This window comes from Actinomyces timonensis (genome assembly GCF_040702965.1).
Classification (GTDB): domain Bacteria; phylum Actinomycetota; class Actinomycetes; order Actinomycetales; family Actinomycetaceae; genus Actinomyces; species Actinomyces timonensis_A.
The window spans coordinates 676,717-690,990 of record NZ_CP159989.1 but is presented as its reverse complement, the minus strand read 5'-3'; the positions used below and the strand labels follow the sequence as shown (position 1 = coordinate 690,990).

Below are 14,274 nucleotides of genomic sequence, written 5' to 3'. Positions count from 1 at the left end.
CTCAGAGGTTCGGGCCGTGGCCCTGTTCCGAGCCGGTGCGACGGCTCGGAACAGGGCCACGCACGATGCCTGCGCTACCGATCAGTAGCAGGTGCAGCGGAGTCGCAGCGTCCAGAAGTCGCAGTAGCCGCCCCGGTAGCCGACACTCTTGCAGTGGTTGTTGCACTTGTACTCATTGGGGCAGCCGAAACCCTCGGCACCCTCGAGGGGCGCCTGGCTCTCGGACCGGAGCGCCCGCTCGAAGCTGACGGCGGCGAGGCTGCTGCTGCGGCGAATGAACTTCTTCATAGTGCGTTCCTCTCGGATGTTCCGGGGCGTGTTCGTGCCCGGAGTTGTTGGCGCACGGAGGTTTCCGCACGCCTTCCCCGATTCGGGGAAGGCTGTGTGTTCTCTGATGAAGGGACGGATGTGGTGATGGCAAACTTGCTTGTATACCGGCTTCACTCCTGGGCAATCGCGGTCACCGGGGCTACCGACGCGGCACGGGTGCTGGGACGTAGGGCAGCGAGCACACCGACTGCTGCAGCCGACAGCAGGATTGCCACGAGTCCTAGCCATGGCACTCGCAGTACGAGTTCCGATCCGCTGTCGGCTCCCATGACCGCGGCTACGCCAGCGAGGCCCAGGACCGCCCCCAGGACAACTCCGATCACGCCGCCCAGCAGCGAGGTCAGGACCGACTCCGTGATGAAAAGTCCTCCTAGCTGACGCCGCTGTACGCCCGTAGCACGCAGCACCCCGATCTCTCGGATCCGTTCCAGCACGCTCACATCCGTGGTGTTGGCCATGCTGGACAGGGCGATCAAGAGCGTGAAGGCCAGGACCACGGCAATGACCGCGATAATCCAGTTGAGGTACTCGGCAAATGCGGTTCGACCTGCTGCCGTGGTCGTGATGTAGTAACCCTCCCCTTGTAGGAGTTGACGCACCTGCGAACCTGGCACGGCGTTACTACCGTCGCCAACAGTGCGCATCCACAGGGATGAACTCGTGGGATGGTCTCCGACCAGTTCCTTGGCAACCGCGGGCGTAATGACCGGCCCGAAGCCGCCCTCCTCCACATGTACGGTCAACTCTGCACTGCCAGCAGGGCCCGCGAGCGTCACGGGCGTACCCTCGGGAAGGTCATAGATTTCTCCAACGATCAGCGTGTTGTCATCGAGGCCTTCCAGTCCGTTGCGGGAGCGGATGACCGGAGCAACTTCGGCTACATCCACTGCGGACACGGTAATTTCGTTGTCTGACGTCGTTTCCGGAGTAATCCCCACATCAAACGTCGGTACCAGCACAGTTCTGTCCACATTGTCCACATTCTCCACCCGAGCTTTAAGGGCGGACGTATCCGCATTGGCGGGGATACCGCCGACCCGGATATCTATGGGGCTACCGCTGTTAATATACCCATCCATGGATGCCCGAACGCTACTAACACCGGTGACCAAGGTAGAGGCCACGGCCACGGAGACCAACAGAGAGGCGGTGGTAGCGGCGGCACGCCCCGGGTTACGGGCCAGGTTACGGGTGGCGAGCTGCAGCACCGGCCGACGCGCCCCGCCAGCAAGCCACTCCATGGCGCGGGAGCTACCGATAACCAGCAGCGGCAGTCCTACCAACACACCCAGCACCAGAAGCACTGCGCCAACTGCCGTGTACTCGATAACTCGCGCCTGAACGCTCAATCCGGTAACAACCAAACCGATCACAACTACCACAAGCCCAACGATTGCACTCACCACACGCCCGCGGCTGAGCGACCGTTCATCCGCCACCTGCCCGGTCAGGGCCACCAGGGGCGAGACTCGGGTGGCGCGACGGGCCGGACGCACCACCGCCACCAACGTCACCACGGTACTGAGGACAATCCCCAGGAGGAGCGACTGCCACGATACCGTGAAGTACTGCGGTTCCAGACCTTCGACCAAGCCTGCACGTGAAACCAGTGCCGCCAGTCCAACACCAAGCCCGGCACCCAGTACCGAGCCCACCAGCCCGGTGATCAGCCCCGTGCGCAGCACCGACCCGAGCACTTGGCGGCGGGTTGCGCCGATGCAACGCAGCAGCCCGGTCTGGCGAGCCTGCCTGGCCACCAGCGTAGCGAACGTCGTCGCAATGACGATTCCCGCCACCACGGCACATACCGGCCCCAACAACTGAAATAGCGTCATCGTCACCGAATTCACCGAACTTTGTCCTAAAGTCCGCATGATCACAATATCGGAGGCGTTGTAAACACCCGCACCCGGCTGGGAGACCTGAACAGCCTGCTCGATTGATTTCATGAGCGCTTCAGTATTCGTAGCCGCCGATCCTCTCACGTAGAGGACTACAGGAGTCTCCGGCACCCCGAGTACCGCACGTTCTTCCGCAGTCACAAAGACATACTCGCCGGCCGCACCGCGTCGGGTTATCTCAGCACCGGCTTGAATTATGCCCACAACCGTCGCGGTTGAACTCGCTTCGGAGACAGAATCCACTTTGAAGGATACGGTACTTCCAACTTCAAGGTCCTGGGCCTGCGCAGCGGCCGGGGAGATGGCTACCTCTCCTTCCTTCTCCGGCAGACGTCCCGCCGTCAAGCGTGTCCCGCCACCTATTTCGGGCACCTCGAGCACGAACGGATGTGTGTCGCGTGCGGAACCCGCCGGGTGCACAATCCAAGTCGAGCCCTCAATGTAGGGACGCACACTGGCCACGCCGTCGGCGGCGGCGACGTCCCGGACCGCCTGTTCGGGCAGGGTCCCGTCCGTGGCGTCGTCATTGCTGTCGGCGACGACGACCACATCGGCGTCGCCGACCGAGGCGCGAGCCGCCGCCGTCATCTGGGCGGTCGAGGAATCGGAGATGATGAGACTTACAACGATGAGCGCCGCGCTCATGGCGACCGCTACCAGGGCAGCCACGGTGCGGCGTAGGTCAAGCATGGCGGGCATCAGCGCACCCCCTGCACGGCGGCCGCCGGGGCGGCGTGCTGGCCGGCGGGGCGGGCGAGCACGTCGTCGCCGACGATCCGCCCGTCCCGCAGCCTGACGATCCGGTTGGTTGCCTCGGCCGCGTTCTCATCGTGGGTGACCATGACCACCGTCTGCCCCAGCACCTCGCACATGCGGGCCAGCGTCTCCAGCAGGGAGACGGCCGAAGCGCTGTCCAGGGCTCCGGTGGGCTCGTCGGCGAAGACGACCTCCGGGCGTCCCACCAGGGCGCGTGCCACCGCCACCCGCTGCTGCTGCCCGCCGGACAGCTCACTGGGCCGGTGCCCGAGCCGATCCCCGATCCCCAGGGAGTCGATGACGACGTCGTACCAGTCCTGCTCGGGCTTGCGGTGGGCCAGCCGCAGCGGCAGCACGATATTCTCCTCCGCCGTCAGCTGGGGCAGCAGGTTGAAGGCCTGGAACACGAAGCCGAGCCGGTCACGGCGCACCGCCGTCAGCTGGCGGTCATTCATCCCGGCCAGGTCCTCCCCGGCGATGAACACGCTGCCTGTGTTCGGGGTGTCCAGGCCCGCCAGGCAGTGCAGCAGGGTGGACTTGCCCGAGCCGGACGGACCCATCACCGCCACGAACTGGCCGCGACTGACTGCCAGGGAGACATGGTCCAGGGCCGTGACCTGCGCGCCGCCGGTGCCGTAGACCTTGCTCAGCATGCGGGCCTCGACCACGGTCGGCGAAGCCGCATCGGCTCCGGACAGTCCCGGATAGGCGGATTCGGTGGAAGTCAGCATTGAGGGTTCCTCCATCACTGCTCGTATCGGCTGACGTGTTCCACAGTAGAAGCCTGGGAAATCACCGGGAATACGCCTGAGGACGGAACTCTCCAGCCGCTGGGCACATATATATGGCAGCCCCGTCTACTACCTCCGTACCATCCCACCTCGTCCCCCCGGGCGAGACCGCGGTCACAACCGCACGGCCCCTGAGCCTTCGCACCACCACCACTCACTGAGCAGGGCACCGGCTGCGCGACCGGACGCACGACGGCCCCGGTCAGGGGTCCTCGCACCAGAACCGTCCGCACGCGTCACCGGCCGGAATCCCCGATCCGTGCTCCTGCGCACGATACGGTCGAGCCATGGCTGACACCCCGTCCCCGGAGCGCCGCTGGCGCGACGACCTGCACCTGGCCCACACCATCGCGGATCAGGCGGACGCCCTCACGCTGCCCCGCTTCGAGGCCCAGGACTTCAACGTCGAGACCAAGCCCGACCTGACCCCCGTCACCGAGGTCGACCGCACCACCGAGAAGCTGGTGCGCGACTACCTCGCGCGCGCCCGCGGTCGCGACTCGGTGCTGGGCGAGGAGCTGCCGCCCACCGGCCACGCCCCCCGGCAGTGGGTCATCGACCCGATCGACGGCACGAAGAACTTCGTGCGGGGCGTGCCCGTGTGGGCCACGCTCATCGGGCTCGTCGAGGACGGGGAGGTCGTCGTCGGGCTGGTGAGCGCGCCGGCGCTGGGCAAGCGCTGGTGGGCGGTGGCCGGCGGCGGCACCTGGACCGGGAGGTCCCTGTCCTCCGCCAAGCGCCTCGGGGTCTCGAGCGTCGCCTCTCTCGGGGACGCCTCCCTGTCCTACTCCTCCCTGTCCGGGTGGGCTGAGTGCCGCCGCCTGCGCGGGATGCTCTCGCTCATGCAGTCCTGCTGGCGCACGCGCGCCTACGGCGATTTCTGGTCCTACATGCTGCTCGCCGAGGGGGCCGTGGATCTCGCGGCCGAGCCCGAGCTCGAGCTGTACGACATGGCCGCCCTCGTGCCCATCGTCACCGAGGCCGGCGGCACCTTCACCTCGCTCGACGGCGAGGCCGGGCCCTGGGGAGGCAGCGCCGTCGCCTCCAACGGGCGCCTTCACAAGGCGATCATGAAGCACCTCGGCTCCGAGACCGACTGAGATCCGCCCCGGGCGGCGCCGTCCCCACCCCGGCGGCGCCGTCCTGCCCGCGCCAGCGGGCGAGGCGCGCCAGTCGGTGCGGATGGCGCATCTCACCGCCCCGCCGCCCCCTCGTATCCCCCCTTCCGCGGGAGGGCTCAGCGGGGGATGAGGGGCGTTGCACATCCGCGGAGCGGGCCGCGAGATTCCGCCGGGGGCATCGCGCCGGTAGCCTTCCGGGAGCATCGCGGAGGCCACGGCCCCGTCGTCGTTCCTTGATCGGAGTCCCATGAACTGGCTGCACGCCGTCCTCCTCGGCATCGTCGAGGGCATCACCGAGTTCCTGCCGGTGTCCTCGACCGGGCACCTCAACATCGTCGAGAAGCTCCTGGGCTACGACATCAGCAATGTCGGGATGACGGCCTTTACCGCCGTCATCCAGATCGGCGCGATCCTGGCCGCCGTCGTCTACTTCTGGTCCGACATCGTGCGGATCGTGACCGCCTGGGGCAAGGGCCTGGCGAATAAGGAGGCCCGCCGAGACCCCGACTACACGCTCGGCTGGGGCATCATCCTCGGCTCCATCCCGGTGGCGGTCATCGGGCTGCTCCTCAAGGGCTTCATCGAGGTGACGTCGCGATCCCTGTGGGTCATCGCCGGCGCCCTCGTCGTGTGGTCGGCGGTCATGTGGCTGGCGGACCGCCGGATGGATCTGACCAAGGGGATGCGTGACGTGACGGTCAAGGACGCCCTCATCATCGGCCTCTTCCAGGCGCTGGCGCCCGTGCTGCCCGGCATCTCCCGCTCCGGGGCGACGATCTCCGCGGGACTGTTCCTGCGCTTCGACCGGGTGACGGCCACGCGCCTGTCCTTCTTCATGGGCATCCCGGCACTGGTGGCCGCGGGTCTGCTCGAGGCCGTGACGGCCTTCGACGACATCTCGGACCCGAGCATCGGCTGGAGCGCGACGATCATCGCCACTGCCGTGTCCGGCATCGTGGCCTACGCGACCATCGCCTGGCTGCTGAAGTTCGTCTCCTCCAACAAGTTCACGGGCTTCCTCGTCTACCGCGTGGCGCTCGGAGGCGTCATCGCCGCCCTCGTGGCCATGGGCGTCGTCGGGGCCTGACGGCCCATCCGGGCGGTGGACGGCGGTCAGGGGCCGTCATCTGCCTGAAGCAGGTGGTCAGCGGCCACGCGCGAGGCACCCTCCGCGGCCCCTCGGAACGTGGCGGATTCGTGTCGTGCCCCCGTGAGATCGTCCTCCTATGCGGATCCTGCACACCTCCGACTGGCACCTGGGGCGGACCTTCCACGGGCGCGCGCTCGACGACGCCCACGCGGCCTTCGCCGACCACCTCGTCGAGCTCGTGCACGATGAGGGCGTCGACGCCGTGCTCGTGGCCGGGGACGTCTACGACCGGGCCATCCCGCCGAACGCCTCCGTGGCCCTCCTCGACGAGACCCTGCGGCGCCTGACGGAGCGGACCCGGGTGGTGCTCATCCCCGGGAATCACGACTCGGCGCGGCGGCTCGGATTCGCCGCCGACCTCATGGGGGAGCGCCTCCTCATCCGGGCGCGCGCGAGCGGGCTGGACCGGGGCATCGTCCTGCCGGACGCAGATGGCCGGGACGGGCTGATCATCCACGCCCTGCCCTATCTCGACCCCGACGCCGCCCGCGAGTCCCTCCCGCCGCTTCTCACCGAGCGCCTCGGGGAGCGGATCGGGAGCGACACGGCCGGTCGGCCCGGCGGGGAGGGGGCCGACCGCGCCCCCGGGGGCGACGGGGGCACCGGGGACGACCGCTCCTCCGGCTCGCGCCTGCCCCGCTCCCACGAGGCCGTCGTCGCGGCCGCGCTGCGGCTCGTGGCGCCGGACCTGGCGCGCCTGCGCGCCCGGCACTCGTCCCGCCTGCCGAGCCTGCTCATGGCCCATGCCTTCGTCGTCGGCGGCCGGGCCAGCGATTCCGAGCGGGATATCCGCGTGGGCGGAGTGGATTCCGTCCCCGCCGGGGTGTTCGCCGACCTCGGCGGGTCGGAGGCGGCAGGGGCCTCGGGCGGCCTCGACTACGTGGCGCTCGGCCACCTCCACCGCCCGCAGGAGCTCGCCCGCCCGCCCGCCCCCGGCGGCGAGCCGGGCCCGCGCCTGGCCTACTCGGGCTCGCCGCTGCCCTTCTCCTTCGACGAGACCGGCGCCAAATCCTCGATCATCGTCGACCTGGGGCCGCGGGGGGTGGAGTCCCTGGAGCGCGTGGACGCGCCGGCCATCCACCGCGTGGCCTCCGTGCGCGGAACGATGGAGGAGCTCCTCTCCCCCGCGCACGACGGCGACGTGGGCGCGTGGGTGCGCGCCGTGCTCGTGGGCGAGCGCCCACCTGGCGCCCTGGCCACCCTTAAGGAGCGCTTCCCCGACCTCCTCGCCTTCAGCCATGAGGCGCCTGAGCGCGCGCAGCGGGAGCGCATCGCCGTCACGTCCGCGATCGACCCGATGGTCGTCGCCGCGGGCTTCCTCCAGGACGTCACCGGGCGCTCCGCCGCACCATCCGAGCTCGCCGTCATGCGCGGCGCCTACGAGGCCGCCCTGGCCGATGGGAGGAGCGCGCGATGAGGATCCACTCCCTCACCATGACCGCGATCGGCCCCTACCCGGGCACCGAGACGATCAACTTCGACGCCTTCGGCGACTCGGGGCGCTTCCTTCTCACCGGCCCCACCGGATCGGGCAAGACCACCATCATCGACGCCATCGTCTTCGCCCTGTACGGCTCCGTGGCCGATGCCGACGACTCCTCCAAGGACCGCATCCGCTCCACCTTGGCAGGCCCGGAGGTGGAGAGCGTCATCGAGCTCGTCTTCTCCACGAGCTCGGGCATCTACCGGGTGCGGCGCGCCCCCGCCTATGAGCGGCCCAAGAAGCGGGGCTCGGGAACCACCACCCAGGGCGCCACCGTCAAGCTCTGGCGCCTCTCCGCCGTCGGCGGCGAGGCCCTCGATGAGCCTGTCACGCGCGCCGAGGACGCCGGGGCGGAGATCACCCGCGCCGTGGGGCTGACCCGCGAGCAGTTCACCCAGACCGTGGTCCTGCCGCAGGGGAAGTTCGCGCGCTTCCTGCGCTCCACCTCGGCCGACCGCCAGGAGCTCCTGCGCGATGTCTTCGGCACGGGCCTCTACCGACGCATCGAGGACAGGCTCGCCAAGGACTCCGCGGCTGAGCGCAAGAGGGTGGAGGCCGCGCGCACCACCTTGGCCTCCACGGGGGCCGTCCTCGCGGCGCTGCCCCAGCTGGGCGCGGCCGACCTGCCCGAGGGGCTCACCGAGCGTCTCATCGCCAGCGGCCACGCGCCCGACGCGGCCGCCATGCGCGACGCGGCCCGGGCCATCAGCGAGGCCTCCTCCGCCCTCGCCGAGGAGGCGAGCCGGCGCCGCGCGGCCGCCGCCGGAGCGGAGCAGCGCGCCCGTGAGGCGGTTGAGGCCGCCCGCGGCACCCATGCCGCTCTTCAGCGGCGCGCCGAGCTCCTCACCGAGAGGACCGCCCTGGAGGCGCGCGCTCAGGAGGACTCCGCGCGCGCCGAGCGCCTGGCCGCGGCCGAGCGCGCCGCCCGGGCCCTGCCCGCCATCGACGCCGCGTCCCGCGCCGCCACGGCGGCGCGGGACGCGGTGAGAGCGCTGCGGGCGCTGCTGGAAGCCCCGGCGGAGGGCACCGCCCCCATGCATGTGGTGGAGCTGCGCGATCGGGTCGCTGCCACGGCCGCGCCCCTGCTCGCCCGGGCTGAGGCCGCCTGGCGGCGCCTGCGCGAGGGGGCCCCGACCGGCGCTGCCGAGCGGTCCGGCGCCGCTGAGGCGATCGGCGTCGGCGCGCCCACCCCCCTGGAGGAGCTGGCAGCCGCCCTGGCCCAGGAGGAGGGGGCGCTGTCGGCCCTGGTGCGCACCGAGGAGGGCCTGGCGGACACGCTCGCTCAGGCGGAGGCCCTTGAGGCGGGGCAGGGGCCGATCCGCGCGCGCCTCGCGTCGATCGAGGAGGAGCTGACCACCACGTGGCCCCAGGAGGAGCAGCGCCTGCGCGAGCGGATCGGGAGCGCGCAGGAGGCCAGCGCCCGGCTCGATGTCCTCGTCGCCGCGCAGGAGGCGGCCACCGCCCGCCACAGGGCGGCCCAGTCGGTCCCCGCCCTCGCCGAGCGGGTCGAGGAGGGGAGGGCGGGACTGTCGGCTGCCGCCGGGCGCGCCGAGGAGGCCGCGCGCCGGGTGGCAGCGGTGCGCGCCTCCTGGATCTCGTCGACCGCGGGCGCCCTGGCCGGCGAGCTCCGCGACGGCGAGGCCTGTCCGGTCTGCGGCGCCGCCGATCACCCCTCGCCAGCCGTTGTCGACGGTGCCGAGCCCACCACTCGGGCCGATGTCGAGGCCGCCGAGGCCGCCGCGCGCCAGGCCGGGGACGCCCTGGACCTCGCGCGCAGGGAGCACGACGCCGCCGAGGCCGCCCACTCCCTGGCCGTGAAGGAGGCCGATGGCGCCGGCCCTGAGGAGGCCTCCACCGCCCTGGCGGACGCGCGGGCGGCGCTTGCCCGGGCGCGCGAGCACGCCGATTCCCTGGACGGCCTGCGCCAGGCGCTGGAGGAGCACGCGTGGCGGGCGCAGGAGCTGCGCGAGGAGCAGTCGGTGCTGCTGGCCCGCAAGGTCGAGGCCGACGAGCGCGCTCGCGCCCTGCGCCAGGCCCATGCGGACGGCCTCGCCGACTGCGAGGCCGCCCGCGGGCCCTGGGAGTCCCTCGCCTCCCGCCGCCGGGACCTGCGCCTCGCCGCGGCAACCGCCCGCGACGCGGCAACCGCTGTCTCGCGCGCCGACGGCGCCTTGAGGGACGCCGACGAGGCGCGCTGGGCGGCGCGCACCGCGCTGGAGGCCGAGGAGTTCGCGGGCGACGACAGCGTCCGCGCGGCTGCGCTGCCCACCGGCGAGCTCGCCTCCCTGAGGAAGGCGGTCGCGGCCGCCGGGGCTCAGCGCGAGCGCGTCGCGCGGGACCTGGCGGCCCCGGGGATCGCCTCCCTGCCCGAGGACCTCATCGATCCCCTTCCCGCCGCTCAGAAGGACCACGCCGTCGCCGCCGCGGCCCTCCAGGTGGCGGCGGACGCCTCCTCCCGGGCCGCGGAGGCCCACCGCCAGGTGGAGGGCGCGGCGGCCGCCGTCATCACGGCGGCGGACGCCTACGAGGCCGCGCTCGGGAGCGCCGCGGCCCTCCTGCGCGTGGCCGACCTCGCGCGCGGGGACAACCCGGCGGGCACGCCCCTGTCCTCCTGGGTGCTGCTCAGCCGCTTCGAGGATGTCCTGGTCTTCGCCAATGAGCGCCTCACCGAGATCTCCTCGGGCCGCTACGAGCTCATCCGGGTCGATGACGAGGCGGGGTCCCGCGCGCACCGCAAGGGCCTGGGGCTCGCCGTTGTCGATCATCTCGACGAGCGTGATGAGCACGGCCGAGGACGCGCCCGCGATCCCAAGACGCTGTCGGGCGGGGAGACCTTCTACGTCTCCCTCGCGCTGGCCCTGGCGCTGGCCGACGTGGTGAGCGCCGAGTCCGGCGGGGTCAGCCTGGACACGCTGTTCATCGACGAGGGCTTCGGCGCGCTCGACCCGGCCACCCTCACCGCCGTCATGGCCCAGATCGACCGCCTGCGGGCCGGCGGGAGGACGGTCGGGATCGTGTCGCACGTGGCCGAGCTGCGCGAGCAGATCCCGGACCGCGTCACCGTGCGACGCCTGGGCGGCGGGGCCTCATCCCTCACCGTCACCGGCGCCTGAGCCCGCCGCGGGGACCGCCCCGCCAGCCATCGTGACGCCCGCGGGCGTCACGCGCCCGCCAGGGCGTCGGCGTTCTCCTTCGTCACCCAGGTCGCCTGGGTGAAGTTGACGGCCTCCACCTGCTCCCCGCTCATCTTCTTGGCGAGCGTCTCAACGGCCAGCGCCCCCATGCCGGCCGTGTCCTGGGAGACGGTGCCGACCATGCCCCCGGACTTGATCGAGGCGATGCCGTCATCCGTGGCGTCCACGCCGAAGACCTTGATGTCCTGGCGGCCGGCATCGCTCAGGGCCTTGAGGGCGCCAATGGCCATGGAATCGTTCTGCGCGACGATCACGTCGATATCCCGCCCCGAGGACAGCCAGTTCTCAGTGACCTTGAGGGCCTCGGCGGTGTCCCAGTTCCCCGTCTGCTCCGCGACCAGCTCCACCCCGGGGCTCTCATCCAGGACCCGCGCGTAGCCGTTGGAGCGCTGCACCTGCCCGTCGGAGCCCATCGGCCCCAGCAGCACGGCGACGCTGCCGGATCCCCCGATCGCCTCGATCGCCTTCTCCATCTCCAGCCTCCCCGCCGCCGCGTCGTCCCCGCCGACGTAGAACGCGGCCCTCTCCTGCTGGCGCGCCTGCTGGATGATCGTGCCGATGGGGATGTCGGCGTCATCCGCCGCCTTGAGGGCGGGGGCGATCCCCTCCTGCGAGACCGGCTCAACGAGGATACCGTCGTAGCCCTGCGCCACGGCGGACTCGATCTGGCCCAGCTGGGTGGCGGCGTCCTTCTTCCCGTCGAAGACCGTGACCCGCAGGCCCAGCTCCACCCCCTTCTTCTTGGCGGCCTCGGCGACCGTCGTCGTGAAGGAGTTCGACAGGTGGCTCATGACCACCGCGATCTTGGGCCCGGCCCCTCCCGTCGTGGAGCCGGCCGCGCAGCCGGTGAGCATGGCCCCCACCAGCACGACGCTGCTGAGCAGCGCCACCAGTCTCTTGCTCATCCCTCTGATCCCCCTCCATCGAGCGCGTCTGCCGTAACCGCCCGCTCAGTCGCGGCGGGTCTTGACGTCCAGGAGGACGGCGAAGACGATGATGAGGCCCTTGACGACCTTCTGGAAGTTCGAGTCGATCCCCAGGATGTCCAGGCCGTTGGCGATGACGGCGATCATGAGGGCGCCGATGACGACGCCCGCGGCCCGCCCGCGCCCACCGGTCATCGAGACCCCTCCGATGACGACGGCCGCGATGGCGTCGAGCTCGTAGGACTCGCCGGCGGTGGGCGAGCCGGTGATCGTGCGCGAGGCGAGCAGGACGCCGCAGAAGCCGGCCAGGATGCCCGCGATGACGAACACTGAGATCTTTGAGCGCCTGACGCTCACGCCGGAGACCTCGGCGGCCACGGGATTGCCGCCGACGGCGTAGACGCGGCGCCCGAAGACCGTGCGGTTGAGGACGAAGGCGGCGAGGGCGGCGATGACGATGAAGTAGATGGCCATGATGGGGAGCCTGCCGATCCGCGCCGAGGCGATCGCCTCGAAGCCCGAGGACACCCCGTAGATCGGCGAGCCCCCGGACACGAGGAGCGCCAGGCCCCGCACCGCCGTCATCATGCCCAGCGTGACGATGAAGGAGGGGATCGCCCCGTAGGCGACCCCGATCCCGTTGAGCAGGCCGACGCCGGCCCCCACGGCGACTCCCGCCACGATGGGCACGACGAGCGGGTGGCCACCGGGGTGGGCGAGCATGGTGGCCACGACGCCGGACAGAGCGATCGTGGAGCCCACGGACAGGTCGATCTCCCCGGAGATGATGACGTACATCATGCCCATGGCCAGGATCCCGTTGATCGTGGTCTGCACGAGGATGAGCAGGATGTTGTTCAGCCCGAGGAAGCTGTGGTCCGGCGAGACGCCCCACAGGACGACGACGAGCGCGAGGAACACGGCGGCGATGCCCGTATCTCGCAGGGAGGCGTTGAGTCTCCGGGGCAGGGGGGTGGATGGGGCGCTGGGCATTGCTGTGCTCCTAGAATCGCGAGGCGAGTTCCATGACCGCCTCCTGGGAGAACTGGGATGAGTCGAGGGCGCCGGTTATCCGCCCCTCGGCCAGGACGATGACCCGGTCGCTGAGGCCGAGCAGCTCGCCCATCTCCGAGGAGATGAGGATGACCGCCTTGCCCTGCTCGACGAGCTCGCCGATGAGCTCGTAGATGTCGCGCTTCGCCCCGATGTCGATCCCCCTGGTCGGGTCGTCGAGGATGATGACGTCGGGGTCGGTCTCCAACCATTTGGCGAGGACGACCTTCTGCTGGTTGCCCCCGGACAGGGTGGCGCAGCGCCGCCGGACCGACGGCGTTCTGATGCCGAGCCGGGACACGTGCCTCTCGGCGAGGCGCGACTCCGCGCGAGGGCGCACCATCCCGTTGCCGAAGAGGCGCCCCAGCGAGGGCAGGGCGATGTTCGCGGCCACCGAGCCCTCCAGATCGAGGCCGGTGCCCTTGCGGTCCTCCGTGATGAGGGCGATCCCGTGGCGGATCGCGTCGGCCGGGCGGCGGACCATGATCTCCTGGCCGTCCTTGAGGATCCGCCCCGATCGGTGCGCGCGCATCCCGAAGAGGGACTCCACGAGCTCCGAGCGGCCCGCTCCCACGAGTCCCCCGATGCCGAGGATCTCCCCGGCGCGCGCCTCCAGGTCGATTCCCGCGATCCGCTCGTCGACGGCCCAGTCCCTCACCTGGAGGACAGGGGCGCCGATGGGGACCCGGCGCTTGGGGAACGCGTCATCGAGGGTCCGGCCGACCATCGCCGTGATGAGCGCCTTCTCGTCGAGCTCGGAGGCGTCGTCGACGCGGATGAGCTCGCCGTCGCGCAGGACGGTGACGCGATCAGCGATGCGGAAGATCTCGTCCATCTTGTGCGAGATGTAGATGATGCCCACCCCCTTGCCCTTGAGGGAGGAGATCTGGGCGAAGAGCGCCTCGACGTCGTCGTCCGTGATGGCGGAGGTGGGTTCGTCCATGATGATGATCCGGGCGCCGGCGGAGAGGGCCTTGGCGATCTCCACCTGCTGGCACTGGGCGACGGACAGGGTGCGCATGAGCGCGTCGGGCCGGATGCCGATCCCCATGGAGTCCAGGAGCTCGGCCGTCCGGTGTCGCATGCGCGAGTGGTCGGCGAGCCCTCCGCGACGCAGCTCCCTGCCTAAGAAGATGTTCTCGTAGACCGGCATGTCGAGGACCGGGTTGAGCTCCTGGTGGATCATGGCGATGCCCAGGGCGATCGCGCGGGAGGGATCGGTGATCCTCTCCTGGGCGCCGTCGATGAGGATGCTGCCGGCGTCGGGAGCGTGGATGCCCATGAGGATCCTCATGAGCGTGGACTTGCCTGCGCCGTTCTCACCCATGAGGGCGTGGACCTCGCCGGGGCCCAGGGTGAGCGTGACGTCCTTGAGGACGGTGACGCCGGGGAAGGACTTCGAGATCCCCCGCATCTCGAGGATGGTGTCGGTCATGGCGTCACCTCCGGGCTCCGACCCCGGGGCCCGTCCCCATCGGCGGGCCCGATGGGCTCCGGAGCGTAGGCGCCCTCAATGGCGCCGCCCCCGACTCCGTGACCCAGGTCTCACTGGAAGGATATCGCCGCTAA

The 14,274-nt window shown here is 70.7% G+C and carries 10 protein-coding genes; 4 read left to right on the top strand and 6 right to left on the bottom strand.

The window, feature by feature from the left end; translation table 11 throughout:
• Positions 1-81: 81 nt before the first annotated feature.
• From ABXS69_RS02995 to ABXS69_RS02985, 3 genes are all read right to left on the bottom strand, one after another.
• Positions 82-288 (bottom strand): actinodefensin, encoded by a 207-nt coding sequence (locus ABXS69_RS02995; RefSeq protein WP_366181115.1) that lies wholly within the window; start codon positions 286-288, stop codon positions 82-84.
• Positions 289-440: 152 nt separating this feature from the next.
• Positions 441-2,930, bottom strand: coding sequence for an FtsX-like permease family protein (locus ABXS69_RS02990; RefSeq protein ID WP_366181114.1), 2,490 nt, complete (start codon positions 2,928-2,930; stop codon positions 441-443).
• Positions 2,930-3,718: an ABC transporter ATP-binding protein gene (locus ABXS69_RS02985; RefSeq protein ID WP_366181113.1), complete on the bottom strand. Its 789-nt coding sequence runs from the start codon at positions 3,716-3,718 to the stop codon at positions 2,930-2,932. The genes ABXS69_RS02990 and ABXS69_RS02985 overlap by 1 nt, the downstream gene beginning before the upstream one ends.
• Before the next feature lie 347 nt (positions 3,719-4,065).
• On the opposite strand from ABXS69_RS02985, the gene hisN reads away from it, so the two are divergent.
• From hisN to ABXS69_RS02965, 4 genes are all read left to right on the top strand, one after another.
• Positions 4,066-4,878: a histidinol-phosphatase gene (gene hisN / locus ABXS69_RS02980; protein WP_366181112.1), complete on the top strand. Its 813-nt coding sequence runs from the start codon at positions 4,066-4,068 to the stop codon at positions 4,876-4,878.
• Between the two features lie 268 nt (positions 4,879-5,146).
• Positions 5,147-5,986: an undecaprenyl-diphosphate phosphatase gene (locus ABXS69_RS02975; RefSeq protein ID WP_366181111.1), complete on the top strand. Its 840-nt coding sequence runs from the start codon at positions 5,147-5,149 to the stop codon at positions 5,984-5,986.
• A gap of 139 nt (positions 5,987-6,125) precedes the next feature.
• Positions 6,126-7,466, top strand: coding sequence for an exonuclease subunit SbcD (gene sbcD, locus ABXS69_RS02970; RefSeq protein ID WP_366181110.1), 1,341 nt, complete (start codon positions 6,126-6,128; stop codon positions 7,464-7,466).
• Complete coding sequence (locus tag ABXS69_RS02965) at positions 7,463-10,645, top strand: SMC family ATPase (RefSeq protein WP_366181109.1); 3,183 nt, start codon at positions 7,463-7,465, stop codon at positions 10,643-10,645. Before sbcD ends, ABXS69_RS02965 begins: the two co-directional genes overlap by 4 nt.
• A gap of 47 nt (positions 10,646-10,692) precedes the next feature.
• Here the strand turns inward: ABXS69_RS02965 and ABXS69_RS02960 are convergent, their stop codons facing one another.
• Genes ABXS69_RS02960 through ABXS69_RS02950 form a run of 3 tightly spaced genes read right to left on the bottom strand, consistent with a single transcriptional unit; the run spans position 10,693 to position 14,140 of the window.
• Complete coding sequence (locus ABXS69_RS02960) at positions 10,693-11,631, bottom strand: sugar ABC transporter substrate-binding protein (protein ID WP_366181108.1); 939 nt, start codon at positions 11,629-11,631, stop codon at positions 10,693-10,695.
• Positions 11,632-11,676: 45 nt separating this feature from the next.
• Positions 11,677-12,645 carry an ABC transporter permease gene (locus ABXS69_RS02955; RefSeq protein ID WP_366181107.1) on the bottom strand — a complete coding sequence of 323 codons (969 nt, stop codon included), beginning with the start codon at positions 12,643-12,645 and terminating at the stop codon, positions 11,677-11,679.
• A gap of 10 nt (positions 12,646-12,655) precedes the next feature.
• Positions 12,656-14,140: a sugar ABC transporter ATP-binding protein gene (locus ABXS69_RS02950; protein WP_366181106.1), complete on the bottom strand. Its 1,485-nt coding sequence runs from the start codon at positions 14,138-14,140 to the stop codon at positions 12,656-12,658.
• Positions 14,141-14,274: the final 134 nt, after the last annotated feature.